Origin of the sequence: Saccharothrix xinjiangensis (assembly GCF_039527585.1) — a bacterium.
GTDB lineage: Bacteria > Actinomycetota > Actinomycetes > Mycobacteriales > Pseudonocardiaceae > Actinosynnema > Actinosynnema xinjiangensis.
The window spans coordinates 329,424-355,160 of record NZ_BAAAKE010000006.1; the positions used below are offsets into that span (position 1 = coordinate 329,424).

The following is a 25,737-nucleotide window of genomic DNA, read 5'->3' on the forward strand; positions in this document are numbered from 1 at the left end:
GAACCCGGCCCCCTCCCCCGCCTCAGCCGACCGCCCCGTCCGGCGGCGGGTCGCCCGGCGTCGCGTCGAGGTGGCCCGGGCTGTCCAGCGCGTCCGCCTCGCCGACGGGGTCGTGGTGGCGGTGCAGCTCCAGGGCCGCCAGGCACCGGTGGCGGTTCCCGGCGTCGTGCCGCGGCGCCACCGATCGGCGTCGGCGGAATTCACCCGACCGCTCGAACCCGTCCCGGTCCCGGCGCCGATCGGCCGCGGGTCGGGACGCCGTCACGCCCCGGCGAACCAGCTGTCGACCAGGGCGTTGCGGAACTTGCCGGTGGGGTCGAGGCGTCGTCGGAGGTCGACGAACCGGTCCCGGTGCGGGTAGCGGGCGGCGACGTCGGTGAGCTCGGTCAGCTTGCCCCAGTGCGGGCGCGGGTCCCAGGGGCCCAGGGCGTCCTCGATCCGGCGCAGCGCCCGCCGGACACCTCGGTCGTCGGGTCGCCAGGTGAAGTGGAACGCCACGCTGTCGCGGCCGTGGACCGTGCTCAGCCACTGCGCGTCGGCGGCGACCGTGCGGACCTCGGAGGTCAGCAGCAGCGGCGTGACGTGCTCGGAGAGGCCGTTGAGGGCCTTGAGCGCGTCGGCGGCGTGCTCGCGGGCGACGAAGTACTCGGACTGGAGCTCCGCGCCGACGCTGGGGGTGAAGTCGGCCCGGAAGTGCGGCAGCCGCTCGTGCCACGGGCCCGGTTCGCCGAGCTGGGCGGTGCAGTGGACGGTCGGCTGGCCGGGCACCGGGTGGCGCGGCCCGGTGGCCTCGGTGGCGCCGGTCCAGGTCAGGTCGGGCAGGTCGTCGGTGGTGCGGCGCTTGGTGAACACGTGGGCGACGCCCTGCCAGGTGGTGAAGGCGCTGACGCTGTAGGCGCTGGAGAAGACGGCGTCGGCGTGCTCGACGAGGGCGTCGAAGGGCATGTCGTCGAAGACCCGCTGCTCGACGTCGAAGGTGGGGACGACGTCGAGGGTCATCGCGGTGATCACGCCCAGGGCGCCGAAGGAGACCACCGCGCCGTCGAAGTCCTCGTCCCGGCCGCGGGTGAGGGTCCTGGTGGCGCCGTCGGCGGTGACCAGGTCGATCTCTCGGACCAGGCTCGCCAGGGACGGGACGCCGTTGCCGGAACCGTGGGTGGCGGTCGCGCAGGCCCCCGCGATGGTGATGTGCGGCAGGGAGGGCATGGCGGGCAGGGCCAGGTCACGGGCCTGGAGGAGGTCGGCGAGGCGGGCGAGCCTGGTGCCGGCGCTGATCCTGGCGGTGTTGCCGTCGGTCTCGAACACCTCGGGCAGGCCGTCGAGGCCGATCAGCGTGCCGGTGGTGTCGGCGACGGTGCTGAACGAGTGCCCGGTGCCGACGACGTGGGCGGCCTCGGCGTCCGCGACCAGGCGGTGGACCTCGTCGAGGGAGCGGGGGTGCTCGGTGGTCGCGGCGGAGAAGGTGACGTTACCTGCCCAGTTGGTGCTCACCGAATCGATTCTGCCTGACCGGCGCCCTGCTCCGGCAGGAGTACTCGGACGGCGGTGACGCGGATCTCCGCACCGGGGTCCGAAGCGGCGATCTCACTGATCCGCGCGAACGTGTCGGGTGAATCCAGGGCTCCTCGCCTCAGGACGTCCGTGCTCGGTCCGCAACCGCCTGAGCAACGCGGCGAACACCTCCTCGTCACCGGACCACTCGCGTTCCAGCACCTGCGCGGAAGCCCGGCGGACGGCCCCGCGCACGTCGGCCAGGCACCTGTCCAGCGGCCGGTCGTCGGCGGCCGCGTAGTGCTCCGTCGCCACGTCCACGTGGCCCATCCGCCGAACGGCGTTGCGGACCGCCTCGCGGTGCTCCTTCAAATCCTGGTAGGTGGACGAGACGTGGACGCCGGCCATCGGAGCACCCTGGCACAGGCCCGGAACGGATCTTCCGCACTTCTCGTCCCAGGGACGTGCTTCGCTACATGACGCTGGTCGGCGCGCTGTGCGCCGCGACCGCGCCGTTCCTGCCCGGCGGGGTTCCCCGGCCCGAGCCGGACGCGGTGTTGATCGGGTTGGCCGCCGGGGTGGTGGTGGCGGCGCTGGTGAGCCTCGGGCGGGCGCGGGTGGTCGGCGCGCTGCTGGGCGCCGGGATCGCCGTGGCGGCCCTCGTGCTGCTGTGGCTGGACGTGGGGACCGGTTTGACGGGTGTTGACCTGCCCGTGCTGGCGGTGGGCGCGACAGCGGTGGCCGCCGGGGCGTCCTGGAGCCGGGATTGGCGGGTGCGGCCGGTCGGCGTCGCGGCGGCGCTGGTGGTGGCGGCAGCGGCGGTGGTCGCGCCCACGGGGGTGGAAGCCCTGGTGGTGGAGGCGGAAACGCGGGAGGCCCGGGACTTCGCGCCGGAGCCGGTCGCGGAACGGCCCGGTGATCGCCAGTGGGCGTGGCGACCGACGTCCGACGTGGTCGGGGTCGTGGCCGCCGGGCACGGGGTGGCGGTCGGCCTGAGCGAAGGGGCCGTGGTCGCCCTGCACGGCCCGGACGGTCGGGAGGAGTGGCGGTACGCGCGGCCCGGGGCGTGGGTCGGGGCGGTGGCCGCGTCGATGGACCGGCGGGCCGTGGTGGTGGCGTTCGGGTCGTCGGAGGACACGCGCGCGCAACTGGTGGTGGTGCTGGACGCGGACACCGGGGTCGTCCGCTGGGAGGTGGTGCTGCGCTCGGTGCTGGTCGAGGTGGGCGAGCTGGTCCCGGGCACGCGGACGCTGGCGGTGCGCGACCGGGACGTCGTCACCGCCTACGACTTGGACGACGGCCGGGTGCGGTGGACGTGGACCGCGCCGGAGGGTTGCGAGTCGCGGTACACGCTGCCCGCCAGGGGCCGCACGACCGTGCCCGTGGTGCAGGAGTGCGCGGACGGACTGGCGCTCATCGCGCTGGACGAGGTGACCGGGCGGGAGCGCTGGCGGCACGAGGGGCCGCCGGGGCCGTCCGACGGCGAGGTGGCCGACGTGATCCTGCTGGGTTCCCCGGACGGCTCGCTGCTGTCGGCGGGGATGGCCGGTGGCGGGCTGTTCGACGCGGAGACCGGGGAGGTGCTCACGCAGCCGGGAGCGCCGTGGACGGCGCGGGTGGACCTGGGCCCCATGCCGCTGCTGGAGCAGGAGGAGGGTGGTCGCAGCACGGCGATCGCCGCCTTGGACCCGAGGACCGGCGCCACGACGCCGCTGTCGGTCGAGGCGTGCCGGGGGCGGGTCGCGGGCGCCACCACGGCCACGACCTACCTGCGGGCGTGCGGGGACACCGGTCGGGAGCTGACCGTGGTGGCCCAGCCGTTGGACGGGTCGCCTCCGACCGAGGCAGCGGTGCTGCTGGACGGCTCCGGTTCCCGGTCGGACGTGCGGTTGGTGGCCGCGCCCGGCGCGGTGGTGGTCGCCCGCGAGGCCTACGGCGGCACGCCCGCGCCGGTGGTGGGCCTGGTCGCCCCCGCGTAGCGCCGCGCCCGGTTCGGGCGATACCCGGTCACAGGCCGATGTCCGAGGAGGGCACATGTCGCATTTGCGCGGGTTCGTCGCGGTGGTCGCCGTCGTGCTGGGGTTGGCGGTGTCCCCCGTGCCGGTGTCGTCGGTCGTCCAGACCTACCCGGCGGTGGAGTACTGAGGTCGCCGATCACGAGAACTCCCACGGCGACCTCGCCACCACGCACCCGTCCCGCACCAGCACCCGCGCGAACCCGGGGTCCGCGGCCAGGTCGGCGAGGTCGGTGCACACCGGCGAGGTCAGCGGCGCGGTGCAGCGCCGGGTGGCGCGCGCGTTGAGCCGCGACGCCGCGGACAGCAGCGAGGAGCGCGCCTCCTGGCCCGTGCCGGACCGGACGCGCCGCGCCAGCCCGTCCACCACTCCTCGCGCGCACACCACGCCGCCGAACACGTCGAGAAGGGTCATCAGCGACGGCGGCACGCCGGCGTGCGCCTGCACCACGAAGTCGGCGCCCAGCGGCGGCCGGTCGCCCAGCTCGTCGCCCCACCCGGAGGCGTGCGCGTAGACGACGCCCGGCCGCGCCCTGGCCACGTCGCGGGCCCGCAGCGCCCACCGCTCCGCCTCGCCGGGACCCCAGTCGTGCAGGAACACGTCGGCGTCGACGGCCAGGTCCAGCAGCTCGTGCCGCCCGGCCACGGTGGTCAGGTCGACCTCGACCACCCGCTTGCCCCGGTTGAGGGCGTGGAACCGGGCCGACACCCGGCCGGTCCGGCTGTCGACCACGGGCGCCGCGCCGCGGGCCGGGTCGCCGCCCGGCGGCTCGGCGCGCACCACGACCGCGCCGAGCTGCCGCAGCAGGTGCCCGGCCACCGAGCCCTGCACCCCCCGGCACGACTCCAGCACGACCAGGCCGGACAGCGGCAGCGCGCCGCGCGGCGCGGGCACCTCGGGGCCCGCCGCGCCGGGCAGTTCCGCCACCCGGTAGGCGGGCAGGTGGTCCAGGACGCGGTTCGCCACCCGCACCAGGCTCATCCCGGTGGAGGCGGCGGCGCGCTCCAGCACCTGGACCGGCAGCCGCGCGGTCACCCCGGTCAGCTCGGGCGGCAGCGGGCAGGTGGCGGTGGCGAAGCGGTCGGCGAAGGGCCGCCACGACGTGGCCACCGCCCGCGCGTCGGCGTGCAGCGCGGTCCAGAAGCGCCGCCACACCTCGGCGTCCGACGCCTCCAGCTCGAAGGCCACCCCGTCGCCGGACACGAACGGCGGCCCGCCGACGTCGAAGGGCCCGACCGGGTCGTCCGCGGTGGCCGCGGCCAGGTACTGCGACACCGCCAGCAGGGCGGCCTGGGCGACGGACGTGGTCACCGAGCGCACGGCCGCCCCGCGCAGCCGGGCCGGCTCCAGCGCCGCGGCGCCGAGCGCGAACAGCTCGCCGGCCAGGATCGAGGCGTAGTCCAGGCCCAGCGGGGTGGGCCGCCCGAAGCGGCGACCGTGGACGTGCATGAGCCCGCACGCCGCCTGCACGTCCAGCTCGCCGCCCAGCTTCAGGTCCACCGGCCCGGACCAGGGCACGGCCGCCAGCGTCGAGGTGGTCATGCGGGTTCCCGCCCGTGCACCGGGTGCGCCACCGGTGAGGTCTCCGCGCACCTCTGGTCGACCGGCAGCGCCCGTGCACCCATCCGCCGCGGGCGGCGTGGGACCGGTCGGGGGCCCGCCTCGGCCGGCCTCGCGGTGACAGTGGCTTCGCGGTCCCGCGCGCCGGGGGCCGGCGGCACGGCGTCGCGCTCGGGCGCCACGTCGGTGGCCGGCGCGGAACCGGCGCGGGCGGAGAGCCGGTGCGCGCCGTCCTCCGGGCACCGCCGGGCGCGGCGGGTGGGGATCAGCGGGTCGTGGGCGGCGGACGGGCGGCGGTGGTGCTCGACGACCGGCGCGCGGTCGGGGGCGCGGGTGGTCGCGCCCACCGCCCGCTGCCGCGGGTCCCGGCGGCGGGCGGTGGAGCGGGTTGGCGGGTCGGGGTGGCGGAGCCGACCGGCGCCGGGCGCGGTGGTGACAGGCCGGTCCGGGTGCGCGGCGGTGCGCGGGCGGCGCGCGGCGACCTCGTCGAACGGCGCGCCCGTGTCACGGGGTTTCATGCTTGCTGCCTCCTGGGCGCGGGCGGGCGGCCGGCCTGACCGCACGGTAGGGGTGGAGGTCGTCCGGTCGCTCGCGTGGTCCGCGTGACCGGCGGTGCGGGAGGACGAGCGCGCCGGCTCACGAGGCGGGCTCGCTTTTTAATTCGAGCGCTTCGCCCCGACTGGAGAACCGGACGTTCTCGACCGCCGCGGCAATGTGCGGCCGAGCAGTCTCCCGCAAATCCGGAAATGTCGCCGATTGCGTGAAGAATGGCACGGTCAGCGTCCTCACCTCCGCTGTCGTCACTCCGACTGCGAGCGTATGTCAGGCATCACGGGGAGCCTTGGGGCACCGGCCAGTTCACTCTTCCTGGTCAACTCGCCGTCGCGGTGTTGACAACGTCGGCACATCGCCGACTAACGTAATCGGCGAGTATTCCGGTCGATATTCTTGACGTCTTCTGCGACAACACGGGACAGGCGGGGCTCTCTGGTGCGGACACTCGTCGTGGGGCTGGGGCGGGCCGGGGCGGACCTGCACCTGCCGGTGCTGGCCAGGGCTCGGGCCTCGGTCAGGCAGTTGTTCGACGACCGGCCGGTCGTCGCGTGCGACCCGAGCCGGTTGCCCGCGGAGCGGCCGGGCCTGGCGATGGTGGGCAGCCTCGCCGAAGCGGCCGCGCTGCTGGACCCGGCCGAGACGGTGGCGCACGTGTGCACGCCGCCGACGGTGCGGGCCGAGGTGGTCGCGCAGCTGGCCGAGCGCGGGTTCCGCAACGTGATCGTGGAGAAACCGCTGGCCGCGGACACCGACGACCTCGCGCGGATCACCAGGCTGCGCCGCAAGCACGGCCTGCGGGTCGCGGTGGTGGAGCCGTGGCTGACCAGCGCGCTCACCGAGCGGTTGATCGGGCTGGTGCGGAGCGCGTCGCTGGGCGAGCCGCGGTCGATCTCGATCGTGCAGAACAAGCCGCGCTTCCGCCGGTCGCTGACCACGCCGAGCCACCCGACCGCGTTCGACGTGGAGCTGCCGCACGGGGTGGGCCTGGCGCTGCGGCTGGCGGGCAGCGCCCGGGTGACCCACGCCGCCGGGTTCGACCTGGTGGTGGGCGACGCGGTGGTGCCCAGGATGGGCGGCGCGCGGGTGGGTCTGCGGCACAACAACGGGGTGCGCACGGAGATCAGCTCGGACCTGACCTCGCCGGTGCGGGAGCGGCGGATCACCGTGGAGTTCGAGCGGGGCGTCGCGGTGGGCCACTTCGCGGTCAGCGACGACGACGACCACTCGCAGCTGACCGTCACGATCAACGGGCGGCGCGAGCACGAGGTGCTGCGGGACGACTCGCTGACCGAGTGGGTCATCCGGGCCTACCGGCTGTTCCACGCCTCCGGCGACCAGCACGCGCGGGGGTTCGCCTTCGCCACCGACGTGGTGCAGCTGCTGTCGGTGGCCAAGAACATCTGCGCGGAGCCGGTGGTGCCCGCGGCCCGAGCGGAGTCGCCGGGCCGGGTGGTGGCGGCGCACGTCCGCTGAGCCGGTGACCGCGCGGGACGACGGCGGTTCGGCGCGGGCGGGGCGCGGGTGGCTGGTGGCCGGTGGTGCGGTGAGGGGGCTGGGTGGCCGGCGGGTCGGTGAGGGCCGGGCGGAGCGACAGGTCGGCGCGGGACGCGGTGGGCGGCGGGTCGGTGACGCGCGGCGCCGTCGAGCCGGTGTTGGCGGGCATCACCGACGAGGCCGGGCCGGACCTGGCCACCCAGCTGGCGGTGCTGGCCAAGCTGGGCTGGTCGCACGTCGAGCTGCGCACGGTCGACGGGCGCGCGGTCGCCGACCTGGATGACGCCGCGTTCGCCGCGGTGGCGGGGGCGCTGGCCGGGCGAGGGGTGCGGGTGGTGTGCCTGGACTCGCGCATCGGCGGGTGGGCGCGACCGGTCGACACGCCGTTCCCGGTGGACCTGGCGGAGCTGGAGGTGCTGCTGCGCCGGTGCGCGGAGCTGGGCACCCGCTACGTGCGGATCATGTCCTACCCCAACCGGGGCCTGCCGGAGCGGCGGTGGCGGGACGAGGTCGTCGGGCGGGTGTCGCGGCTGGCGGAGCGCGCCGCGCGGGCCGGGGTGGTGCTGCTGCACGAGAACTGCTCGGGGTGGGCGGGCACGAGCGCCGAACGGGCGCTGGAGCTGCTGGCCGCGGTGGACAACCCGGCGGTGCGGCTGCTGTTCGACACCGGCAACGGCGCGGCCCACGGCTACGACGGGTACGCGCTGCTGCGCGAGGTGGTCGGGCACGTGGCGCACGTGCACGTCAAGGACGCGGTGGGCGGCCGGTTCGTGCCGCCGGGCACCGGTGGGGCGCGGGTGGCCGACTGCGTGGCGCTGCTGCGCGCGCACGGCTACCGGGGAGCGTGGTCGCTGGAGCCGCACGTGTCGCTGCGCCCGCACGAGTCCGGCGTCCTGGCGCCCGGCGCGGCGGCGGCGTTCGTGGCGGCCGGTCGGGCGATGGCCGGGTTGCTGCGGTGACCGGCGCGCCCCCGGTGGTCACAGGCGGTCGACCTCCTCCCCCGGCACGCTGCCCGTCACGTCGAGCAGCAGCACCGCCTCCCGGGCCAGGCGGTCCGGTTCGTAGTCGCGGTGCGCGACGAGCAGCACGGTGGCGTCGCTCGCGCGCAGCGCGGAGTGCAGGTCGGGCACCTGCGGCCCGAGTTCGGGCACCCGCCCGGCGACGGGGTCGTGGTAGGACACCGCGGCGCCCAGCTCGCGCAGCCGAGCGGCGATGCGCAGGGCGGCGGACTCGCGGGTGTCGGGCACGTCGGCCTTGTAGGTCACGCCCAGCAACAGGACCCGCGCGCCGGCGATGCCCTTGCCCGCGCCGGCCAGCAGCCGCCCGGTGCGCGCCACCACGTAGTCCGGCATGGCGCGGTCGACCTGCCGGGCGGCCTCGACCACGCCCAGCCGGACGCCTTCGCGGTGGGCCTTGTCCAGCAGGTAGCGGGGGTCGACGGGGATGCAGTGCCCGCCGACGCCGGGCCCGGGGGTGAAGGGCTCGAACCCGAACGGCTTGGTGGCCGCGCAGCGCAGCACGTCCCACACGTCCAGGCCGAGCCGGTCGCAGAACACCGCGACCTCGTTGACCAGCGCGATGTTGACGTACCGGTAGGTGTTCTCCAGCAGCTTGGCCATCTCGGCCTCGCGGGTGCCGCGGGCGACCACGACCCGGTCGACGAAGCGGCTGTAGAAGGTGGCGCAGTGCTTGGCGCACAGCGGGGTGTGGCCGCCGACCACCTTGGGCGTGGTGCGCAGGGTGTGGCGCGGGTTGCCCGGGTCGACGCGCTCGGGCGAGAACGCCAGCGGGAAGTCCTCGCCGGCGACCAGGCCGTGCCGCTCCAGGATCGGTCGCACCACCTCGTCGGTGGTGCCGGGGTAGCTGGTGGACTCCAGCACCACCAGCGTGCCGGGCCGCAGGTGGTCGGACACGGCGGTCGCGGCGGCGCGCACCGCGCCCAGGTCGGGTCGGCCGTCGGCGTCCAGGCCGGTGGGCACGCAGATGACGACCGCGGCGGCGGTGGCGACGACCGAGGGGTCGCCGGTCGCGGTGAAGCCCTTGGCCAGCATGGACCGCAGGCGCTCGTCCGGGACGTCGGGCACGTGCGAACGGCCCGCGGCGAGGGTCGCCACCACCGCCGGGTCGATGTCGTGACCGGCCACCGCCAGGCCCGCGGCGGTGGCCGCCTCGGCCAGCGGCAGGCCGACGTAGCCGACCCCGACGACGACGAGGTCGAGGGACACGCGCGCCCTTTCCACGGCATCGGGCGGGGTGCGGGTGGTCGGCACGCGGTTCAGGTCCGGGTGTCGGTCAGGTCGGCTTTCACGTCGACTCCTCACGAAGACGAATTGCTGGCGGCAAGCTAACAGCGACCCGGTGCTGGAGGTAGGGGTGAACTCGAACATCACCCGGACAGGTCGTGGCAGGTGTGACCGCGTTCATCCCATCGGCTGACGGGACGGCTGTTGCTGTAACGGCGGCCCGGTCGGGAGACGGCTGGTTCACGGAACCGGGTGATGGCGGCGGGGGTTGTGCGACGGTGGGTTTATGGCCATTTCCGTGACCGCATTAAGGCGGAATTCAGTCTGGGAATCCGTTCGACGGTCGCCCGATCGGGATCGCCGCCTCCGGCGAGGCCTTCTTAACCCTACCGTCCACAAAGGACAAGATGCGCCGTGCGCCGCGTTCGGCGACCGGCGCACGGCGGACGGCGGCGTGGACCGGGTCCACGCCGCCGTCCGCCGTGCGCGAGGGTTTGTTGGGCCGGGGTCAGCTCCAGATCGAGGACGCCCACTCCGGGTGGTCGATGAACGGGTTCCGGTTGCGCTGGAACCGGTCGAAGATCACCTGGTTGCGCCGCTTCTCGAACGCGTCCGGCGGGTCCTGCGCGTGCCACCGCAGCAGCACCGACGACCGGCCGTGGTACGGCTGCGTCCCGTTGCTCACGCGGTCGTTCAGCTCCAGGTTCGCGAACCCGTCGCCGCCCTCGTAGCGCACCGCCATGTAGAACAGCATCCGCGCCACGTCGCCCTTCACCGCGTTGCGCGGCTCCCACGAGTCGCCGTCGGTGTAGTTGCCCGGCGCCTCGCTCGCCACCGAGCCGCCCGCGTCGAAGTCCTTGTTGCCCCGGTTGGCGTTGACCGACACGTCCTCCGGCCGCAGGTGGTGCACGTCGGTGCCCGGTCCGGTCGCGGTGCCGAAGTCGCCGTGCGACTTGGCCCAGACGTGCTCCCGGTTCCAGTCGTTCGCGTCGCCGCCGTTGGTCGACTTCGCCTGTGACCGCCCCGAGTACAGCAGCACCACGTTGTTCGGGTTGGCCGGGTCCTCGTCGGTGACCTTCAACGCCTCCCACACCTGGTCGTAGGACAGCCGGGTCTGGTTGCGGACGATGCCGTGCAGCGCGGACTTCAGCGTCGCACCGGACTTGCCCAGCGCGTCGCGGTAGTAGTCGTCCACCCCGCCGGGCGCGGTGGTCGTGGGCGCGGTGGTCCACGTCGTGGTCGTCGTCGGCGCGGCGCCGCCGGCGAAGGCGAACGCCGTGGTCGAGGTCAGGCCCGCGTGCGAGAAGTACGCGCCCAGCACGCCGGTGACGTCGACCTGCCTGCCCAGCAGGCCGGGGTTGCTCTTCAGCCCCCACTGCGCCCGAAGGGACGTCGTGACCTGCACGTACAGCATCTGCCCGGTGCCGGTCTGGGTGGGCGAGTCGGCCAGCGCCACCGCGTAGTCCGACGGGAAGCCCGATCGCACCACCGTGGTGGTGGCGGTCGGCTGGCCCACCACGTAGCCGCGCACGGTCGCGGTCGCGCCGTTCTGCTGCCCGATGGCCGCCGCCACCGTGATCGGTGCGGCGCCCGACGCCGCCGGGGCAACCAGGGCGGCCGCCACCGCGACGGCGGCCACCACGAGAGCAATCGGATGAAGCAGGGACCGATTCTTCACGATCGCGTGTCTCCTCCCCTGTGCGGCGTCGCAGGGTGACCGCACCCAGGCAGGATCGCACGGGAAATAACACGTCAGAGTTAATGATCACCAAACCTTCGGGGCTGACCATTCACAGAGCGGTGGTCAGCAGCTCCGCTGGGACGGCGCGGCGCGTCGCAGCGAGCCGCTCCGCTTCGAGCCGCCCTGCTTCGAGCTGTCCCGCCGCGAGCCGCGCCGCTCGGTGGCGACGAGGTACTCCTGGAGGGTCCGGCGGGACCTGGTGAGCGTGTCGATGTGCTCGTCCATCTCGCGCAGGCGCGCGCGCAGGCCGTCCAGCAGCTCGGCGCAGGGTTCGAGCTCGGGGAGCGCGCCGGTCGCGCAGGGCAGCACGAACCCGATCTCCTGGGTCGACAGCCCGGCGTCGAGCAGCTTCCTGATCTGGGTCACGGTCACCACGGCGTCGTCGCCGTACTCGCGGTAGCCGTTGGCGCCCCGCCCGGGTTCCAGCAGGCCCTGCGCCTCGTAGTAGCGCAACTGGTGCGCGTGGACCCCGGTCCGCCGGCTCAGCTCCCCGATCAGCACGCCTGTTCCCCCTTGACCTTCATACCGGTGTGAAGGTCGATGATCCTGCCATGAACACCGAACGACGTCCCCGGACCGACCACCCCACTCCCGTGACGGTCGTGGGCCTGGGTTTGATGGGCCGCGCGCTGGCCGAGGCGTTCCTGCGCGGCGGGCACCCCACGACCGTGTGGAACCGCAGCCCGGAGAAGGCGGCGCCCCTGGTCGCGCTGGGCGCGGAACTCGCCGGTTCCCCGCGTGACGCCGTGGCGGCGAGCCCCCTCGTGGTCGTCTGCGTCTCGGACCACGGGGCGGTGCGCGACCTGCTCGACCCGTTGGGGGACCTCCTCGACGGCCGGGTCCTGGCGAACCTGACCTCCGGCACCTCGGCCCAGGCCCGGGAGACCGCCGGGTGGGCGGCGCGGCACGGCGGCTCCTACCTCGACGGCGCGATCATGACCGTGCCGCAGGCCATCGGCACGGCGGGAGCGGTGCTCCTCTACAGCGGGCCCAGGTCCGCCTTCGAGGAGCACGAACCGGTCCTGCGACTCCTCGGCGCGGGCACGACCCACCTCGGCGAGGACCACGGCCTGTCGGCGCTGCACGACGTGGCCCTGCTGGGCATGATGTGGGGCGCGCTCAACGGTTTCCTCCAGGGCACGGCCCTGCTCGGCGCGGCGGGCGTCGGAGCCGCCGCGTTCACGCCGTACGCCGACACCCTGCTGACCACCGTGGCCGGCTGGCTGCCCGCCTACGCGCGGCAGCTCGACGACGGCTCCCGCCAACCCCTCGACGCCACCCTCGACACGCACCTGGCCGCGATCGAGCACCTCGTCGAGGAGAACGAGTCGCTGGGCGTGAGCACCGAGCTGCCCCGGTTGTTCCGAGCCCTGGTCGACCGCGCGGTGGCCTCCGGGCACGGCGACAGCGGCTACGCTGCGGTGATCGAGCAGTTCCGCCGACCCGTGGAGGTGCGGTCGTGACCGAAGGTCCTTTCGACCCGCGCGCGTTGCTCGCGGAGAGCAGGCTGGGCGTCCTCGCGACCATCAAGTCGGACGGCCGCCCCCAGCTCTCCCCGGTCATGCCCTATTACGACCGGGACGACGAGGTCCTCTACGTGTCCATGACCGAGGGGCGCGCCAAGACGGCGAACCTGCGGCGCGACCCCCGCGCCGCGCTGGAGGTCACCCGCGCCGACGGCCGGGCGTGGGCCACCGCCGAGGGCTCGGTGACGCTGATCGGGCCGGGCGCCGACCCCCGCGGTCCCGAGGTCGAGGCGCTGGTGGAGTACTACCGCCTCGCCGCGGGCGAGCACCCGGACTGGGACGAGTACCGGTCGGTGATGGTGTCCGACCGCAGGGTGCTCATGAAGATGGCGGTCGACCACGTGTACGGCGCGGACATCGGCTGACCGCGTTCCCCGGCGGCCACGCTGTCCAGCTCGGCGCGCGCGGACGCCTCGTCGACGTGGTCCCCCTCGTACCGGGGGACCACGTCACGCCGTGCTCGCCAGCGACAACGACTCGCGGGTCTCCTCCGCCACCGCGGCCTCCCTCACCGCGGCGTCGTCCCCCGCTGCGTCCTCCCCCGCCCGAGCCCACGCCGCGAGCCTGGGCGCCAGCAGCTCGTACAGCTCCGGGTCCAGGGCCATGCCGGTGTGGGTGCTCCCCACCTCGACGCACTCCGCGCACGGGTCGGCGCACAGCTCCGGCGGCGCGATCAGGTCGTTGGGCGAGAACACCGCCAGGGCGGGCACTTCCAGCGGTCGGGCCATGGACTCGGAGTTGGTGTCGTAGCAGGTGCCCTCGAAGCAGTCCTCGTCCAGCAGGCCCGGCAGGCCCGCGGCGGACAGCCGCGCCAACAGCCGCGCCACCCGCACCACGCTCGGGTGCGCGCCCAGGGTGTCCAGCACCGGGCTGCCCACCATCACCAGGCCGCGGACCAGTTCCGGTCGCCGCACCGCGAGCAACCTGGCCAGGCCGCCGCCGCGGCTCTGGCCGAACAGCACGACCGGCCCGCCCGTGGCCTCCACGTGCGCCCGCAGCCGCTCCTCCAGCCGGTCGACCAGTTCCGTGGTGCACCCGACGTTGAGCCCGATGCGCGCCCCCGTGGGCACGTAGCCCCTGTTGCGCAACCAGGTGCCGGTCAGGTGCAGGCTCAGGTCGCCGAAGCCGAACCCCGGCACGAGCAGGACCCCGACGCCCCTGCCCTCGTCCGGGTCGCCGGCGCGCCACGCCGGGTGCGCCAGCAGACGAGGTATGTCCAGCATGGCCACCAGGACCTGTTCCCTGGCAGCGGCACGTGCTGCTTCCACGACGCCCATAGCAACACCTCCACGTCCGGGAACCCGGGGTTCCCACCCGGTGGGGTGGTTGAACATCCGTGCGAGTGTTCGTTTGCCGAACCGCGCGCCGGGAACCACTGTCCTATGTGGTTGTGGAGGCCGCCCGGTGTGTACCGCCCGCAGGAGGACACCTGGCTCATGGCCGAAGCTCTGGCGGAAGCGGGCATCCCGCGCGGTGCGCGGGTGCTGGACGTGTGCACGGGTACCGGCGCGCTGGCGGTCGCCGCCGGCCGGGCCGGTGCGGACGAGGTGACCGCGGTCGACCGGTGTCGGCGCGCGGTGGTCGCGGCGTGGGTGAACGGGCGGTTGCGCGGCGTGCCCGTCCGCGCCCGGCACGGCGACTTCGGCGACCTGGTCGGGACCGGCGAGTTCGACGTGGTGACCGCGAACCCGCCTTACGTGCCCAGCACGAGCGTGCCCGAGCGCGGTTGCGAGCGGGCCTGGGACGCGGGGGCGCGGGGGCGCTCGGTGCTCGACCGGCTGTGCGCGGTGCTGCCGCTCCTGTTGGCGGCCAGGGGCGTGGGCCTGATCGTGCACTCCGAGCTGTGCGACCCCGACGTCACGCTCCGGCAGCTGCGCGGCGGCGGGTTGAAGGCGGCCGTGGTGGCGCGCCGGACCATCCCCTTCGGACCGGTCATGCGCGCTCGCGCGCCGTGGCTGCTCGAACAGGGGCTCATCGAAGAAGGACAGCAGCACGAGGAACTGGTGGTGATCCGTGCCGACGCGACGTGACGCGCGTGAGGTGACCGTCGTGCCCGGCGGGCCCATCCTGGTGGAGGGGCCGGTCGAGGTGCGGATGGAGGACGGGACGGTGGTCAGCTCCGACCGGTTCGTCGTCGCGGTGTGCTCGTGCCGCCGCAGCAAGCGCTACCCGCTGTGCGACACGAGCCACCGCAAACGGCGCTAGGACCCGAGCGGCTGAAGGGGCAGGCGCAGCGCCGTCTGCCCCTTTTCCCACGCCCGCAACAGGTGCTCGCCCAGGCGGGCCTCCAGCAGCTCCGTGGCCTGCACGCCGAACACCACGGACCCGGTCAGCTCCGGCTCGCGGTCGAGCAGGTCGCCGATCACGTCGCGGCGCATGATCTGCTCGTGCACGGCGTCCGCCTCGATGTGCTCGGTGAAGAACTCGACGCAGTCCGGGTGCGCGCCGAGGCGCTCCAACCCCTTGGCCATCCGGGCGGCGCTGGGCGCGGTGCTGATCTCGGCGGCGGCGAAGTGCCCGACCAGCGCGCCGCGCAGCGACCGGCGCAGGCCGCACATCGACATCAGGTTGACCGTGGCCAGCACGACCGCGGGCGCGTGCTCCAGGTAGTGCAGGTAGCCGTGGTCGAGGTCGGCGCCGACGAGGAGGTTCGCGAACAGCTGCGAGTGCATCCGGTCGCCACGGCCGCCGCCGAACTCGTCGAACTCCACCGCCACCAGCGCGGCCTTGGCCTTGCCGCGCAACCTGGGGATCACCCAGGCGTGCGGGTCGGCCTCCTTGAGGTGGTAGATGGAGCGCAGCGCGAAGTACTCGCGCACCTGCCACCACTCGCCGCGGTCCTTGATGAAGTGGCTCACGCCCGCACCGTCGACCGGCTCGACCAGCAACTCGTCGAGCACGCCCTCGATGTCGTCGCCGCCGGGCACGTCGGCGCGCAGCGCGTCCAGGAAGGCTCGTTCCAGCACGGCCCGGAAGCGCAGCAGCTCCGGTTCCCACTCCCAGTCCTCCGTCACGTCCGCGAAGCCCTGGTAGTGCAGCTCGTAGCAGACGTGCAGGGCCAGCTGGAGGTCCTCGCCGTAGGGGTCGGCGGTGACGTCCGACGGCAGGTCGACGGCGGGTGGAGCGCCGCGCAGGGCGTTCAGCACCGCCGCCGACAACGGCCCGCGCGGCGCGGGCAGCACGGCCGAGTCGACGGCCCGGTCCAAAGAGGTCATGCGCGTTGACTACCCACTTTCGGTGACGATGCACGTGAGCAGGTCCACGGCCGCGTCGGGGCCACCGGCGTCCCGCTGCCGCCGCGCGCCCGTGCCGCCGGCCGAGACGTCGCGCAGCAGCGACCGCACCACGTCGCCGTCGTCGCCCAGCTCGTCGGACACGTGCGCGACCAGCGCCTCCACCAGCTCCGCGGCGGGCACCCGGCGACCGGCGAGCGGGTCGACGCCGGGCCCGTCCAGGCCGTGGCGGGCCGCCGACCACACCGCCGCCGCCAGCACCTGCTCGTCCGGCTCGGGCGGCGGCGCGCCGGACGCCAGCGCGGTGCGCACCAGCGCCCGGGTCAGGCCGGCCTGGAGCACGGCGTGGGCGGCGGTGGCCGCGGTGTCCGCGACCCGCACCTCCACCGTCGGGTACCGGGGCGACGGGCGGGCCAGCCAGAACGTCTGGGTGGCGTCCACCAGCACGCCGCAGTCGACCAGCCGGTCCACCGCGGCGTCGTGCTCGGCGGCGGTCTTGAAGTACGGCGTGACACCCGCGCCGGGGAACTTCGCCTGCTCCACCACCCGCCAGCTCGCGTACCCGGTGTCGCGGCCCGCCAGGAACGGCGAGTTGCCGCCCAGCGCGAGCAGCGTGGGCAGCCACGGCCGCAGGTGGTTGACCACGTGCACGGCGGTGTCCCGGTCCGGCACGCCGACGTGGACGTGGCAGCCGCAGCACTGGTAGTCGGAGACCTGGCCGCGGTAGATGTCCTCGATCACGCCGAACCGCTCGCCGCGGCTCAGCGGCGGCGCCGGGTCCGCCAGCGCGGGGGTGCCGGTCGCGAGCAGGCGCAGCCCCTCGGCGCGGGCGGCCCGGTCGAGCGCCCGGCGGCCCGCCACCAGCTGCTCACCCAGTTCCCGCAGGTCGTCGCAGACGCCGCTGGCGAACTCCACCTGCGTGCCGATCAGCTCTCGGTGCACCTTCGCCCCGGCCGGCAGGTCGTGCGGCGCGACGCGCGCCAGCACTTCTTCCGCGCGCCCCACCGGTCGCCGCGTCACCGGGTCGACCAGCAGGAACTCCTCCTCGACACCGATCGTCATCAGGTGAGGTCGTGCCTTTCCAGCGGCTCCGTCGCGGGCCCCTCCAGCACGTTGCCCTCCACGTCGAACCGCGAGCCGTGGCACGGGCAGTCCCAGCTGCGCTCGGCGTCGTTGAACCGCACCAGGCAGCCCAGGTGGGTGCAGCGCGCCGACACGGCGTGCACGCCGCCGTCCTCGTCGCAGAACACGCCGAGCTTGTCGGTGCCGTGCTGCACGATCCGCGCCTCGCCGGGCGGCACCTGCGCCGCCGAGTCGACGTCCGCGGTCCGCAGCCGGTCGCCGACGAAGTCCGCCGCGACCTTGGCGTTCATCTTCGCCAGGGTCGGCGTGGACTTCAGGGACAGCCGGTGCGGGCTGAACCGCTCGGCCCAGGCGTTGTCCCGGTCGCGGACCAGGTCGCTCAGCAGCATGGCGGCGATCGTGCCGCTGGACAGGCCCCACTTCTGGTAGCCGGTCGCGCCGTAGAGCCGCCGGTTGCCCGGGGTGTACGGGCCGATCATGGGCAGCTTGTCGTAGGGCACGGCGTCCTGGGCGGACCACAGGTGGGTGATCTCGGCGACGTCCCAGTGCTCCCGGGCGAACTTGACCAGCTCGTCGTAGGGCTGCCCCTCCTCCGAGCCGGTGGCGTGGCCCTGCCCGCACACGATCAGCCGCTCGCCGTCGGTGGACAGCGACCAGGACGGGCTGCCCGCGCTGATGGCCAGGCCGGTCGGGGGCTCGCCCGAGCGCAGGGTGGCCGCGACGCAGTAGGCGCGCATGGCCTCCAGGCGGGCGAAGTACAGGCCGCGGTCCAGGATCGGGTAGTGCGTGGCGATCACGGCGCGGTCGGCGACGACGGCGCCCGACGCGGTGCGCACGCGGACCCGGTCGCCCTCCTCGACGCGCAGCACGCGGCTGTTCTCGTAGACGCGGCTGCCGTCGCCGTCGATCCGCTCGGCCAGCCCGCGCACGTACTTGACCGGGTGGAAGACCACCTGGTCGTCCAGCCGCACCGCGCCCGCGACCTCGAACGGCACGCCCATCAGCTCGCCCCGGTCCACGACCACCGGCAGCCCGGCCCGCAGCGCGGCCTCGGCCTCCCGCTCGACGGCGGGCAGCTCGTCCCCGGTGAGGGCGTAGGTGTAGGCGGGGCGGCGGCGCAGGTCGCAGTCGACGCCCTCGGTCTCGGCCAGCGCGGCGACGAACCCGACCGCGGCCAGGCTCGCGGCGGCGTAGTCGGACGCCGCCTCCACGCCCTGCTTGGCCACCAGCTTGGTGTACATCGTGGACTGGAGGGCGGTGACCTTGGCGGTGTTGTTGCCGCTGACGCCACCGCCGACCAGGTCGGCCTCGACCAGCGCCACGCGCAGGCCCGCGCGCTTGAGCAGCAGGGCCGTGGTCACGCCGGTGATGCCGCCGCCGACGACCGCGACGTCGACCTCGGTCTCGCCGGTCAGGGCGGGGTGGCGCCCGTGGGGGATGGTCTCGGACCACAGCGAGTGCCGGGCCGTGGTGGTGGCTTCCGTCATGCCTGACCCATACCCGCGACACCGGTGTTCGAACCTGTGCCGACGGGATATCCAGGGCTCATGCGCACCTTCACCGACCTTGATGAACTGACCGCCCTGGTGGGGGAACGGGCGCCCGCGACCGAGCTGTTCGTGCGCTGGTCGCGCGGCCCGGACGCGGACGGCGGGCGGTGCCGCCGCGACGGGCTGACCGGCGGCGCGCTGCCCGGCCTGTCGGCGAACTCGCCGGCCGTGGGTGCTGGAGGCGCCGAGGTCGGCCGGGGTCCGGGCACCGAGCCGCCGGCGCGGCGCCCTCCACCGATCGGGTGAATCTCGGACGAGGTGCCGGCGGAGTGCGAGGACCTCGTCGTCACGCAGGCCGCCTCGCCCCGGGGGGATCTCCCGGCGTGCCCGCCCGCTCCTCGGCATCCTGGAGGTGTTCTCGACGCTTTCAGGGAGGGACCAGTTGATTATCAGGAGAGTGGTCGCCCTGGCCGGCGCGATCGCGCTGGCCGGTGGTGGGACCGCGGTGGCCGAACCGGGCGGGGACCGGGTCGACCGCCGGGTGGTCCAGCGATTACTGGAGGAGATGACCCGAACCGGCGCGCAGGGGGCGCAGGTGCGGGTCGTCGAGGGGCGGCACGAGTTCACCGCCCGCGCGGGCACGGCGCGGATCGACTCGCCGCGGCCGGTGCCGACCGATGGCCGGTTCCGCATCGCCAGCATCACCAAGACCTTCGTCGCCACCGTGGTGCTCCAGCTCGTCGGCGAGGGCGAAGTGGAGCTGGACGCGCCCGTCTCGCGCTACCTGCCGGGCCTGCTCGCCCACGGCGACCGCATCACCGTGCGGCACCTGCTCCAGCACCGCAGCGGCCTCGCCGACCACATGGCCCTGCTGCCGCCCGACGCGGGTTCCCGGCCGTTCGCGCCGGAGGAGCTGGTGGCGCTGATCGCGACCGAGCCGCTGGAGTTCGAGCCCGGCACGACCTCGGGCTACAACAACACCAACTTCGTCATCGCGGGCATGGTCGTCGAGCGGGTCACCGGCCGGTCCTACGCGCACGAGATCACGCAGCGGGTCCTGCTGCCGCTGGGCCTGCGGGCCACGTCCCTGCCGGGGACGCGGGCCCGGATCACCGGTCCGCACGCCCGCGCCTACTACCGGTTCGACGGCGAGGTCCTGGACATCACCGAGATCGACCCGTCGTTCATCGGCGCGGCGGGCGAGATGATCTCCACGACGGCCGACCTCACCCGGTTCACCGACGCGCTGCTGGACGGCCGGCTGCTGCGCCCGGCCCAGCAGCGGGACCTGCTGACGACGTTCGACGGGCGCGGGTTGGGCATCGTCACCTACGACCTGTCGTGCGGCGCGCCGGTGTGGGGGCACAACGGGAACCTCAACGGTTACGTCAGCACGACGGTGAGCACCGCGGACACCCGGACGCGGCTGACCCTGTCGGTGACGTGGGCGCCGGACGAGGGGCCGATCAGCGGTCGCCAGGAGTTGCTGGAGGAAGTGTTCTGCTGAAGTCCGGGGGTGCTTCCCCCGGACCCTCTCGTCAGCTCGGAGCCGGCACGCGGGCGTGCAGGTCGAGGCGATTCGGTGGCCTGGATCGTGGCACGGCGCCCGCGGGGGCCGGTGGGTCAACCGCGGTGGCGGTTGACCCACTTCGCGTGCTCGACCCAGCCACCGGTCTTCCTCCGCCGAGAGGGCCGAAGTCCCTGCGAGGGCGTCGTCGCGGGAGCCGGCGCCCATTGCCCCGGGCCCGCGGTCCTGCTGCACTTGTGCGAGGGGGTGCGCCCATGACGGGACCAGCGCGGGACGCCGTGAAGCGGGGACTCCGGTGTGCGTACCACTACCGGCGGACCGGTGAGGTCGAGTCGTTGCAGGCAGCCGTGGGGTTCTTCATCGAGGCGGTGGAGCGGCTCCCCCCTGGGCACGAGGACCGGGCCGGGTACCTTCAGGCGCTCGCCGCCGGGCTGCGCCTGGTCTTCGAGCGGACCGGCGAGCGGTGGGCGCTCCAGGACGCCGTCCAACGGCTCCACGAAGCGTTGGAGTCCCGGCCCGTCCCCGAGCTCGAACGGGTCCTCCTGGCCGATCTGTGGGGCTGCCTGCTCCTGGCCGCGCAGGCGGACGGGGACGACGCCCTCCTGCGGGAGGCCGTGACCAACCTGCGGGTGGTCGTGGCCGCCGCGCCGGCCACCGACGCGTACGCCTGCGGCATCCGGGTCCACCTCGGTCAAGCACTGCGGTCCTGGTACGAGCGGACCGGCGACCCGCAGGCGCTCGACGAGGCCGTCGACGTGCTGCGGCCCGCCGTGACCACGGCGCACGAGCACCTCGCCCTGGCGCGGCACACGCTCGGTGTCGTGCTGCGGATCAGGTCGGGACCGGCGCGCGACGACCACGACCTCGACACGGCGGTCGAGTTGCTCGGCCTGGCGGTGACGGCGTCCCGACCCGGGGAGCCCGACCACGCGATGTTCCTCGGCAGTCACGGCAACGCGCTGTTGACCCGGGCGCTGCGCTCCTCCGCACGGCCTGGGATCGAGGTCGCCGTCTCCGCCCTGCGGCGGGCGGTCGCGGCCACCCCGGGCGACCACCCGGACCGTGCCGCGGCGCTCAACAACCTCGGGGTGGCGCTCCGGATGGCTGCGACCCGGTCGGCCGACACGTCGTTGGCGCGGGAGGCGGTGGACGTCGGTCGGCGAGCCGTGGCGGCATCGGCGGTCGGCAGCGTCCCGTGCGCCCTGCACCTGCACGGCCTCGCCGCCGGCCTGGCCGGCCTGTTCGGCCGCACCGGTGACGAGGCCGTCCTGCGGGAGGCCGTCGACGTCGCGATGAGGTCGATCGCGGCCACCCCACCGGATCACGCGCGCCGGCCGATGCACCTCCACCTGCTCGGGGTCGTCCACCTCCAGCTCTTCGAGTGGACCGGTGAGCTCGCCGTCCTGCACGACGCGGTCACCTCCGCCGAAGCCGCGGTCGCCGGCACGCCGCGCCATCGCCCCTGCCGGGGTATCTACCTCATGGGCCTCGGGAACGCGCTCCGGGCGCTCGTCACGCGCACCGGCGACGAGCGGGTCCTGGCCCGTGCGGTGGAGGTGTTGCGGCAGGCCGAGGAGGCCATGTCGCCGGATCTCCCGGAGTCGGCCGTGGTGCTCAACAACCTGGGCTCGGCACTGCTCGCCACCTACGCCGGCGGTGGAGACGAGGCCGCGCTCCGCGAGGCGGTCGAGATCACGCGCAGGGCGGTCGCCGGCACGCCGTCGGACCACCCGGACTTCGCGGGGCACGTCCACAACCTCGGCGCCGCGCTGCGGGCGGTGTTCCTGCACGACGGCAGCGGGGAAGCGCTGACCGAGAGTGTCGTGAGGTTGCGGCAGGCCGTCGTGGCCACGCCCGACGGGCATCCCCGCCGGGCCGTGCGGCTGACGTCGCTCGGCGCGTCGGCGCAGCTCCTGTTCGGCCGCACCGGTGACCCGTCGGCACTCGACGAGGCCCGGTCCGCGCACACCGCCGCCGCCGGTGCGGACAGCGCCCCTGCCGGGATCCGGGTGACCGCCGCGCGCGGCGCGGCGTGGGCGGCCACGACCGCGGGCGACACCGCTGCCGCGCTCGCCGCGCACGAGTCGGCGGTGGCGCTCCTGCCACAGGTGTCACCGCGTCGGCTGGCACGCGTCGACCGGGAGTTCGGGCTCGGCGGGATCGCGGGGCTGCCAGCGGAGGCCGCCGCGGCCGCGTTCGACGCCGGCCACGTCGAGCGGGCCGTCGAGTTGCTCGAAGCGGCACGGGGCCGGTTGCTCGCCGAGGGCATGGACGCGCATGGCGATCTGAGCGCGCTCCGGGCGAACGCGCCGGATCTCGAAGAAGACTTCCTGCACCTGCGGGACGCGCTCGACGCCGTCGAGGGCGCCGACGCCGCTCCCCTCGTGGTCGTGGCCGGCATCGAGGCCACGGGCCGGGACGCCACCGCCGAACCACTCGCCGGCGTCGACAGGATCGCCGAGCACGACGACAACCGCCGGCGGCGGCTCGCGAACGACTGGGAAGCGCTGTTGACCCGCATCCGGTCACGCCCGGGGTTGGGCGGGTTCCTCCGGCCGCCGTCGTTCGCCGACCTCCGCGCCGTCGCCGACCAAGGGCCCGTCGTCTTCGTGATCGCCGGTGATCGCAGGTCCGATGCCGTCGTGCTACCAGGGCCGGACCGCGCGCCCCGGCTCGTTCCCCTGCCCCTGCTGAGTTCCGTCGCGGTCGCGGAGCACGTCAGACGCCTGCCGGCGGCACTGGAAGACCCGTCCGACCCCGTCCTCACCACCGTGCTGGGTTGGCTGTGGGACGCCGTCGCCGAGCCCGTCCTGGCAGCGCTCGGCCCGACCGGCCCGGACCGGCCGCGGTTGTGGTGGTGCGCCGTCGGCGCGTTGGCGCACCTGCCCCTGCACGCGGCCGGTCGCCACGGCGCCGGTGAGGCGAACCTGCTGGATCGCGTCATCTCGTCGTACACACCGACGCTCGGTGCGCTGCGGCACGCACGCCGCCCGGCGAACCGGACGGGTTCCGACGGGATGCTGATCGTCGCGATGCCCCGCACCCCCCACGCCCCCGACCTGCCCGGGGTGAGCGCGGAGGCGGATCGCGTCAGCCGAATGGTCCCCGGCTCACGCGTCCTCACCGGCCCCGACGCGACCAGCCGCACGGTGCTCGCCGCGCTGCCCCGGCACCGCATCGCGCACCTGGCCTGTCACGGCCGAAGCGGGCGGGACGACCCGGCCGCCGCCACGCTGCTGCTCCACGACCACACGACCGACCCGCTCACGCTCCGCCGGATCTCCGCGCTCCGGCTCACCGGGGCGGAACTCGCCTACCTGTCCGCGTGCGAGACCACCCTCGGGCCGGCCCTGCTCGTCGACGAGGCGCTGCACATCACCGCCGCCTTCCAACTCGCCGGGTACCGGCAGGTGATCGGCACGCTGTGGCCGGTCCGCGACCGGATCGCGACCCGGGTCGCCACCGCTGTCCACTCACGGCTCACGGACAGCGGTCGGACCGGGGCACGGGTGGAGTTGGGCGCCTCCGCGGTGGACGAGGCGGTGCGGCGGGTGCGGGGGGCATACCCGCGTGCCCCCGCCCTCTGGGCAGGGTTTCTGCACGTGGGCGCGTAAGCCGGGAGCACGGGCGGAGGCGTGGCGCACGTGTGGTGACACCGAGGTGTTCACCCGCGGGCGCTAGTTCCCCGCCGCGCCCGAGGAAGCGCGTTCCCCTTTCCCGGACAGGAAGTCGAGCACCAGCGGGCTCGCGGTGGCGCGGAACTCCTCGAAGTAGGCGTGCCGGGCGCCGGGGATGAGGTGCGGGCGGGCGTCGGGGATGCGCTCGGCCAGCAGCGGCGCGTTGGCGGCCGGGTTGAAGCGGTCGTCCGCGCCGTGCACGACGAGGGTCGGCGCGGTGATGGACGGCAGCGCGTCCCACGCGTCGTGGGACGCGCTCGCGGCGAAGTGGCGGCGGCGGGCGTGGGGCGGCATGGCCGGGTCGCCGAGCGTGGTGAACGGGCCGGGGTGCTCGCGCAGCCACGCCGGGGTGTACATCAGCTCCAGCAGCGCCCGCCGGGCCGCCTCCGCGTCGCGCTGGGCGAGCGAGCGGCTGACCTCGTTCGCCCGCGGCACGCCGCGCCGCCCGGGGGTGGTGCAGCCGAGCACGAGGCGGTCGACGCGGGCCGGGTGGTCGGCGGCCAGCCACTGGGCCGCCCGGCCGCCCATCGACGTGCCGTAGACGTGGGCGCGGTCGACGCCCAGCGCGTCGAGCACGCACAGCGCGTCCGCGGCGAAACCACGCGTGCTGTAGGTGTCGTTGTCCGGGTGGTCGCTGGCGCCGGTGCCCCGCCAGTCGAGCACGACGACGGTGAACGCGGCCTCGAAGTCCGCCCGCACCGGGTCCCACCAGTGGTGGTTGTTCGCCTGGCCGGCGAGCAGCAGCAGCGGTTCGCCGCTGCCGGCGGTCTCGTAGTGCAGGGACACGCCGTCCGGGGTCGTGGTGAAGGGCACGGTCGAAGCCTATGCGCGCACGAACCCGACGACGGCCCCCGGCTCGTCCCGGCGGCGGGGTGAGAGGCTACCGGCGAGAACACCACCTGAGTGAGGGGACCATCCGTTGGTCGAGAAGAGCGTCACCGTCGGCGGGCAGGAACTCGCGTACCGCGAGTCGCCCGGCACCGGGCGGGCCGTCGTCCTGGTGCACGGCAACTCGTCCTCCAGCCGCACCTGGCGCGCGCTCCTGGACGGCCCCTTCGGCGAGCGGTTCCGGTGCCTGGCGTTCGACCTGCCCGGACACGGCGGGTCCCCGCCGGCCGCGGTCGCGGAGGCCTACTCCCTGCCGGGCTACGCCGCCAACCTGGTCGACTTCGTGGCGGCCACCGGCGCCGAGGACGCCGTCGTGGTCGGCTGGAGCCTCGGCGGGCACATCGCGATCGAGGCGGCGCCGCGGCTGCCGGGCGCACCCGGGTTCGTGGTCTTCGGGACACCGCCGGTCGGCTCGCCCGCCCAGCTCGCGGAGGCGTTCCTCCCGAACCCGGCCGTGAACACCGGCTTCAGCGCCGAGGTGGACGACGAGGCCGCCCGCGCGTACGCGACCAGCTTCCTCGCCCCCGGCTCGACGTACCCGACCGCCGGGTTCGTCGCCGACGTCCTCGCCACCGACGGCGCCGCCCGCGCCGGTCTCCAGGCGAGCCTCGGCGCGGGCCGGTTCGCCGACGAGGTGGCGGTCGTCGCCGGGCTCACGCGGCCGCTGGCGGTCCTGCACGGCGAGGGCGAGCAGCTCGTCAGCCTGGACTACCTGCGCGCGGTCCCGATGCCGACGCTCTGGCGCGGGGAGGTGCGGGTCCTGCCGGGCGCCGGGCACGCGCCGCACGAGGAGGCGCCGGAGGAGTTCGCCGCCGTGCTGGCCGAATTCCTCGCCGACCTGCACTGATGGGGGCTGCCCTTCGCCCACCGGCTCGCTGGCATCAGGGGTGTGAAGGGCGATCGGGTCGAAATCGTGGTCGACGCCGGTGACACGACCCGCACCTACGAGATCGTGGCCACCCGGTCCGGTCGGCGCGTGGAGATCAGCGTCGGCCGCGGCGTCGTCGAGGTCGTGGAGGTCACGCGCACCGGCGTCCCGGTGCGCACGGCGCGGTTCATGGCGAGCAGGGTGCTCGCCCTGGTCGAGCACCCCGCCGCCGCCCTGCCGCTCGACGACGAGCGGGAGGACCGGTCACGCGGCCGCGCCCCCGGTGACCGGTAGCGCCGCGCCCGTCGCGGAGGACGCGCGGTCACAACGGGTTCGCCGCCGTC

Annotated in this window: 25 protein-coding genes and 1 pseudogene; 12 read left to right on the forward strand and 14 right to left on the reverse strand. The window is 74.7% G+C overall.

Annotated features, from left to right (window positions below):
- Window positions 1-22 precede the first annotated feature (22 nt).
- The 3 genes from ABD223_RS16920 to ABD223_RS16930 form a co-directional block, all read right to left on the reverse strand.
- Window positions 23-265 (reverse strand): hypothetical protein, encoded by a 243-nt coding sequence (locus ABD223_RS16920; protein WP_344037197.1) that lies wholly within the window; start codon window positions 263-265, stop codon window positions 23-25.
- Entirely contained in the window at window positions 262-1,491 is a 1,230-nt protein-coding gene (locus ABD223_RS16925) for an FAD-binding protein (protein WP_344037198.1), read from the reverse strand. Before ABD223_RS16925 ends, ABD223_RS16920 begins: the two co-directional genes overlap by 4 nt.
- A gap of 93 nt (window positions 1,492-1,584) precedes the next feature.
- Window positions 1,585-1,899 (reverse strand): DUF4062 domain-containing protein, encoded by a 315-nt coding sequence (locus ABD223_RS16930; RefSeq protein ID WP_344037199.1) that lies wholly within the window; start codon window positions 1,897-1,899, stop codon window positions 1,585-1,587.
- Between the two features lie 68 nt (window positions 1,900-1,967).
- Here ABD223_RS16930 and ABD223_RS16935 point away from each other — a divergent pair, with 68 nt between their 5' ends.
- Window positions 1,968-3,470: an outer membrane protein assembly factor BamB family protein gene (locus ABD223_RS16935; protein ID WP_344037200.1), complete on the forward strand. Its 1,503-nt coding sequence runs from the start codon at window positions 1,968-1,970 to the stop codon at window positions 3,468-3,470.
- A gap of 175 nt (window positions 3,471-3,645) precedes the next feature.
- Here ABD223_RS16935 and ABD223_RS16940 read toward each other — a convergent pair whose 3' ends face one another.
- Together ABD223_RS16940 and ABD223_RS16945 are read right to left on the reverse strand one after the other, a co-directional pair.
- Window positions 3,646-5,049, reverse strand: coding sequence for a CoA transferase (locus tag ABD223_RS16940; RefSeq protein WP_344037201.1), 1,404 nt, complete (start codon window positions 5,047-5,049; stop codon window positions 3,646-3,648).
- A complete protein-coding gene (locus ABD223_RS16945) occupies window positions 5,046-5,585 on the reverse strand; it encodes a hypothetical protein (protein WP_344037202.1) in 540 nt (179 codons plus the stop codon). The genes ABD223_RS16940 and ABD223_RS16945 overlap by 4 nt, the downstream gene beginning before the upstream one ends.
- A 472-nt stretch (window positions 5,586-6,057) precedes the next feature.
- Between ABD223_RS16945 and ABD223_RS16950 the strand changes: the two genes are divergently transcribed.
- Entirely contained in the window at window positions 6,058-7,095 is a 1,038-nt protein-coding gene (locus ABD223_RS16950; protein ID WP_344037203.1) for a Gfo/Idh/MocA family protein, read from the forward strand.
- Between the two features lie 83 nt (window positions 7,096-7,178).
- Window positions 7,179-8,075, forward strand: a complete 897-nt coding sequence (locus ABD223_RS16955) for a sugar phosphate isomerase/epimerase family protein (RefSeq protein ID WP_344037204.1) — start codon at window positions 7,179-7,181, stop codon at window positions 8,073-8,075.
- A gap of 18 nt (window positions 8,076-8,093) precedes the next feature.
- Here ABD223_RS16955 and ABD223_RS16960 read toward each other — a convergent pair whose 3' ends face one another.
- From ABD223_RS16960 to ABD223_RS16970, 4 genes and pseudogenes are all read right to left on the reverse strand, one after another.
- Window positions 8,094-9,341 (reverse strand): nucleotide sugar dehydrogenase, encoded by a 1,248-nt coding sequence (locus ABD223_RS16960; protein ID WP_344037205.1) that lies wholly within the window; start codon window positions 9,339-9,341, stop codon window positions 8,094-8,096.
- Window positions 9,342-9,867: 526 nt separating this feature from the next.
- Window positions 9,868-10,650 (reverse strand): endonuclease I family protein, encoded by a 783-nt coding sequence (locus ABD223_RS16965; protein ID WP_380647706.1) that lies wholly within the window; start codon window positions 10,648-10,650, stop codon window positions 9,868-9,870.
- Window positions 10,636-11,082 (reverse strand): annotated as a pseudogene (locus ABD223_RS43550) (DUF6359 domain-containing protein); the annotation flags it as partial. The pseudogene ABD223_RS43550 and the gene ABD223_RS16965, both read right to left, overlap by 15 nt.
- 81 nt (window positions 11,083-11,163) lie before the next feature.
- Window positions 11,164-11,601: a MerR family transcriptional regulator gene (locus ABD223_RS16970; protein ID WP_344037207.1), complete on the reverse strand. Its 438-nt coding sequence runs from the start codon at window positions 11,599-11,601 to the stop codon at window positions 11,164-11,166.
- Between the two features lie 50 nt (window positions 11,602-11,651).
- Between ABD223_RS16970 and ABD223_RS16975 the strand changes: the two genes are divergently transcribed.
- Window positions 11,652-12,563, forward strand: a complete 912-nt coding sequence (locus ABD223_RS16975; RefSeq protein ID WP_344037208.1) for an NAD(P)-dependent oxidoreductase — start codon at window positions 11,652-11,654, stop codon at window positions 12,561-12,563.
- Entirely contained in the window at window positions 12,560-12,991 is a 432-nt protein-coding gene (locus ABD223_RS16980; RefSeq protein ID WP_344037209.1) for a PPOX class F420-dependent oxidoreductase, read from the forward strand. The genes ABD223_RS16975 and ABD223_RS16980 overlap by 4 nt, the downstream gene beginning before the upstream one ends.
- A gap of 84 nt (window positions 12,992-13,075) precedes the next feature.
- Here ABD223_RS16980 and ABD223_RS16985 read toward each other — a convergent pair whose 3' ends face one another.
- Complete coding sequence (locus ABD223_RS16985; protein ID WP_344037210.1) at window positions 13,076-13,903, reverse strand: alpha/beta hydrolase; 828 nt, start codon at window positions 13,901-13,903, stop codon at window positions 13,076-13,078.
- 105 nt (window positions 13,904-14,008) lie between these two features.
- On the opposite strand from ABD223_RS16985, the gene ABD223_RS16990 reads away from it, so the two are divergent.
- On the forward strand, window positions 14,009-14,656 hold the full coding sequence (locus tag ABD223_RS16990; RefSeq protein WP_344037211.1) for a HemK2/MTQ2 family protein methyltransferase: 648 nt from the start codon (window positions 14,009-14,011) through the stop codon (window positions 14,654-14,656).
- A complete protein-coding gene (locus ABD223_RS16995; RefSeq protein WP_344037212.1) occupies window positions 14,640-14,831 on the forward strand; it encodes a CDGSH iron-sulfur domain-containing protein in 192 nt (63 codons plus the stop codon). Before ABD223_RS16990 ends, ABD223_RS16995 begins: the two co-directional genes overlap by 17 nt.
- On the opposite strand, the gene ABD223_RS17000 is transcribed toward ABD223_RS16995, so the two are convergent.
- The 3 genes from ABD223_RS17000 to ABD223_RS17010 are packed head-to-tail and all read right to left on the reverse strand — an operon-like array spanning window position 14,828 to window position 18,429.
- Window positions 14,828-15,841 carry an iron-containing redox enzyme family protein gene (locus ABD223_RS17000; protein ID WP_344037213.1) on the reverse strand — a complete coding sequence of 338 codons (1,014 nt, stop codon included), beginning with the start codon at window positions 15,839-15,841 and terminating at the stop codon, window positions 14,828-14,830. The genes ABD223_RS16995 and ABD223_RS17000 overlap by 4 nt on opposite strands.
- Window positions 15,842-15,850: 9 nt before the next feature.
- Window positions 15,851-16,921, reverse strand: coding sequence for a carboxylate-amine ligase (locus ABD223_RS17005; RefSeq protein WP_344037214.1), 1,071 nt, complete (start codon window positions 16,919-16,921; stop codon window positions 15,851-15,853).
- The gene (locus tag ABD223_RS17010; protein WP_344037215.1) at window positions 16,921-18,429 is read right to left on the reverse strand and encodes an FAD-dependent oxidoreductase; all 1,509 of its coding nucleotides are present in this window, start codon (window positions 18,427-18,429) and stop codon (window positions 16,921-16,923) included. The genes ABD223_RS17005 and ABD223_RS17010 overlap by 1 nt, the downstream gene beginning before the upstream one ends.
- A 60-nt stretch (window positions 18,430-18,489) precedes the next feature.
- On the opposite strand from ABD223_RS17010, the gene ABD223_RS17015 reads away from it, so the two are divergent.
- The 3 genes from ABD223_RS17015 (at window position 18,490) to ABD223_RS17025 (ending at window position 23,574) form a co-directional block, all read left to right on the forward strand.
- Window positions 18,490-18,738, forward strand: coding sequence for a DUF6098 family protein (locus ABD223_RS17015; RefSeq protein ID WP_344037216.1), 249 nt, complete (start codon window positions 18,490-18,492; stop codon window positions 18,736-18,738).
- Between the two features lie 136 nt (window positions 18,739-18,874).
- A complete protein-coding gene (locus tag ABD223_RS17020; RefSeq protein WP_344037217.1) occupies window positions 18,875-19,939 on the forward strand; it encodes a serine hydrolase domain-containing protein in 1,065 nt (354 codons plus the stop codon).
- A gap of 275 nt (window positions 19,940-20,214) precedes the next feature.
- Window positions 20,215-23,574: a CHAT domain-containing protein gene (locus ABD223_RS17025; RefSeq protein WP_344037218.1), complete on the forward strand. Its 3,360-nt coding sequence runs from the start codon at window positions 20,215-20,217 to the stop codon at window positions 23,572-23,574.
- A 63-nt stretch (window positions 23,575-23,637) separates the two neighbouring features.
- Here the strand turns inward: ABD223_RS17025 and ABD223_RS17030 are convergent, their stop codons facing one another.
- A complete protein-coding gene (locus ABD223_RS17030; protein ID WP_344037219.1) occupies window positions 23,638-24,450 on the reverse strand; it encodes an alpha/beta fold hydrolase in 813 nt (270 codons plus the stop codon).
- Window positions 24,451-24,556: 106 nt separating this feature from the next.
- On the opposite strand from ABD223_RS17030, the gene ABD223_RS17035 reads away from it, so the two are divergent.
- Both ABD223_RS17035 and ABD223_RS17040 read left to right on the forward strand, forming a co-directional pair.
- Window positions 24,557-25,372, forward strand: a complete 816-nt coding sequence (locus ABD223_RS17035; RefSeq protein ID WP_344037220.1) for an alpha/beta fold hydrolase — start codon at window positions 24,557-24,559, stop codon at window positions 25,370-25,372.
- Between the two features lie 42 nt (window positions 25,373-25,414).
- Window positions 25,415-25,687 (forward strand): hypothetical protein, encoded by a 273-nt coding sequence (locus ABD223_RS17040; RefSeq protein WP_344037221.1) that lies wholly within the window; start codon window positions 25,415-25,417, stop codon window positions 25,685-25,687.
- Window positions 25,688-25,737: the final 50 nt, after the last annotated feature.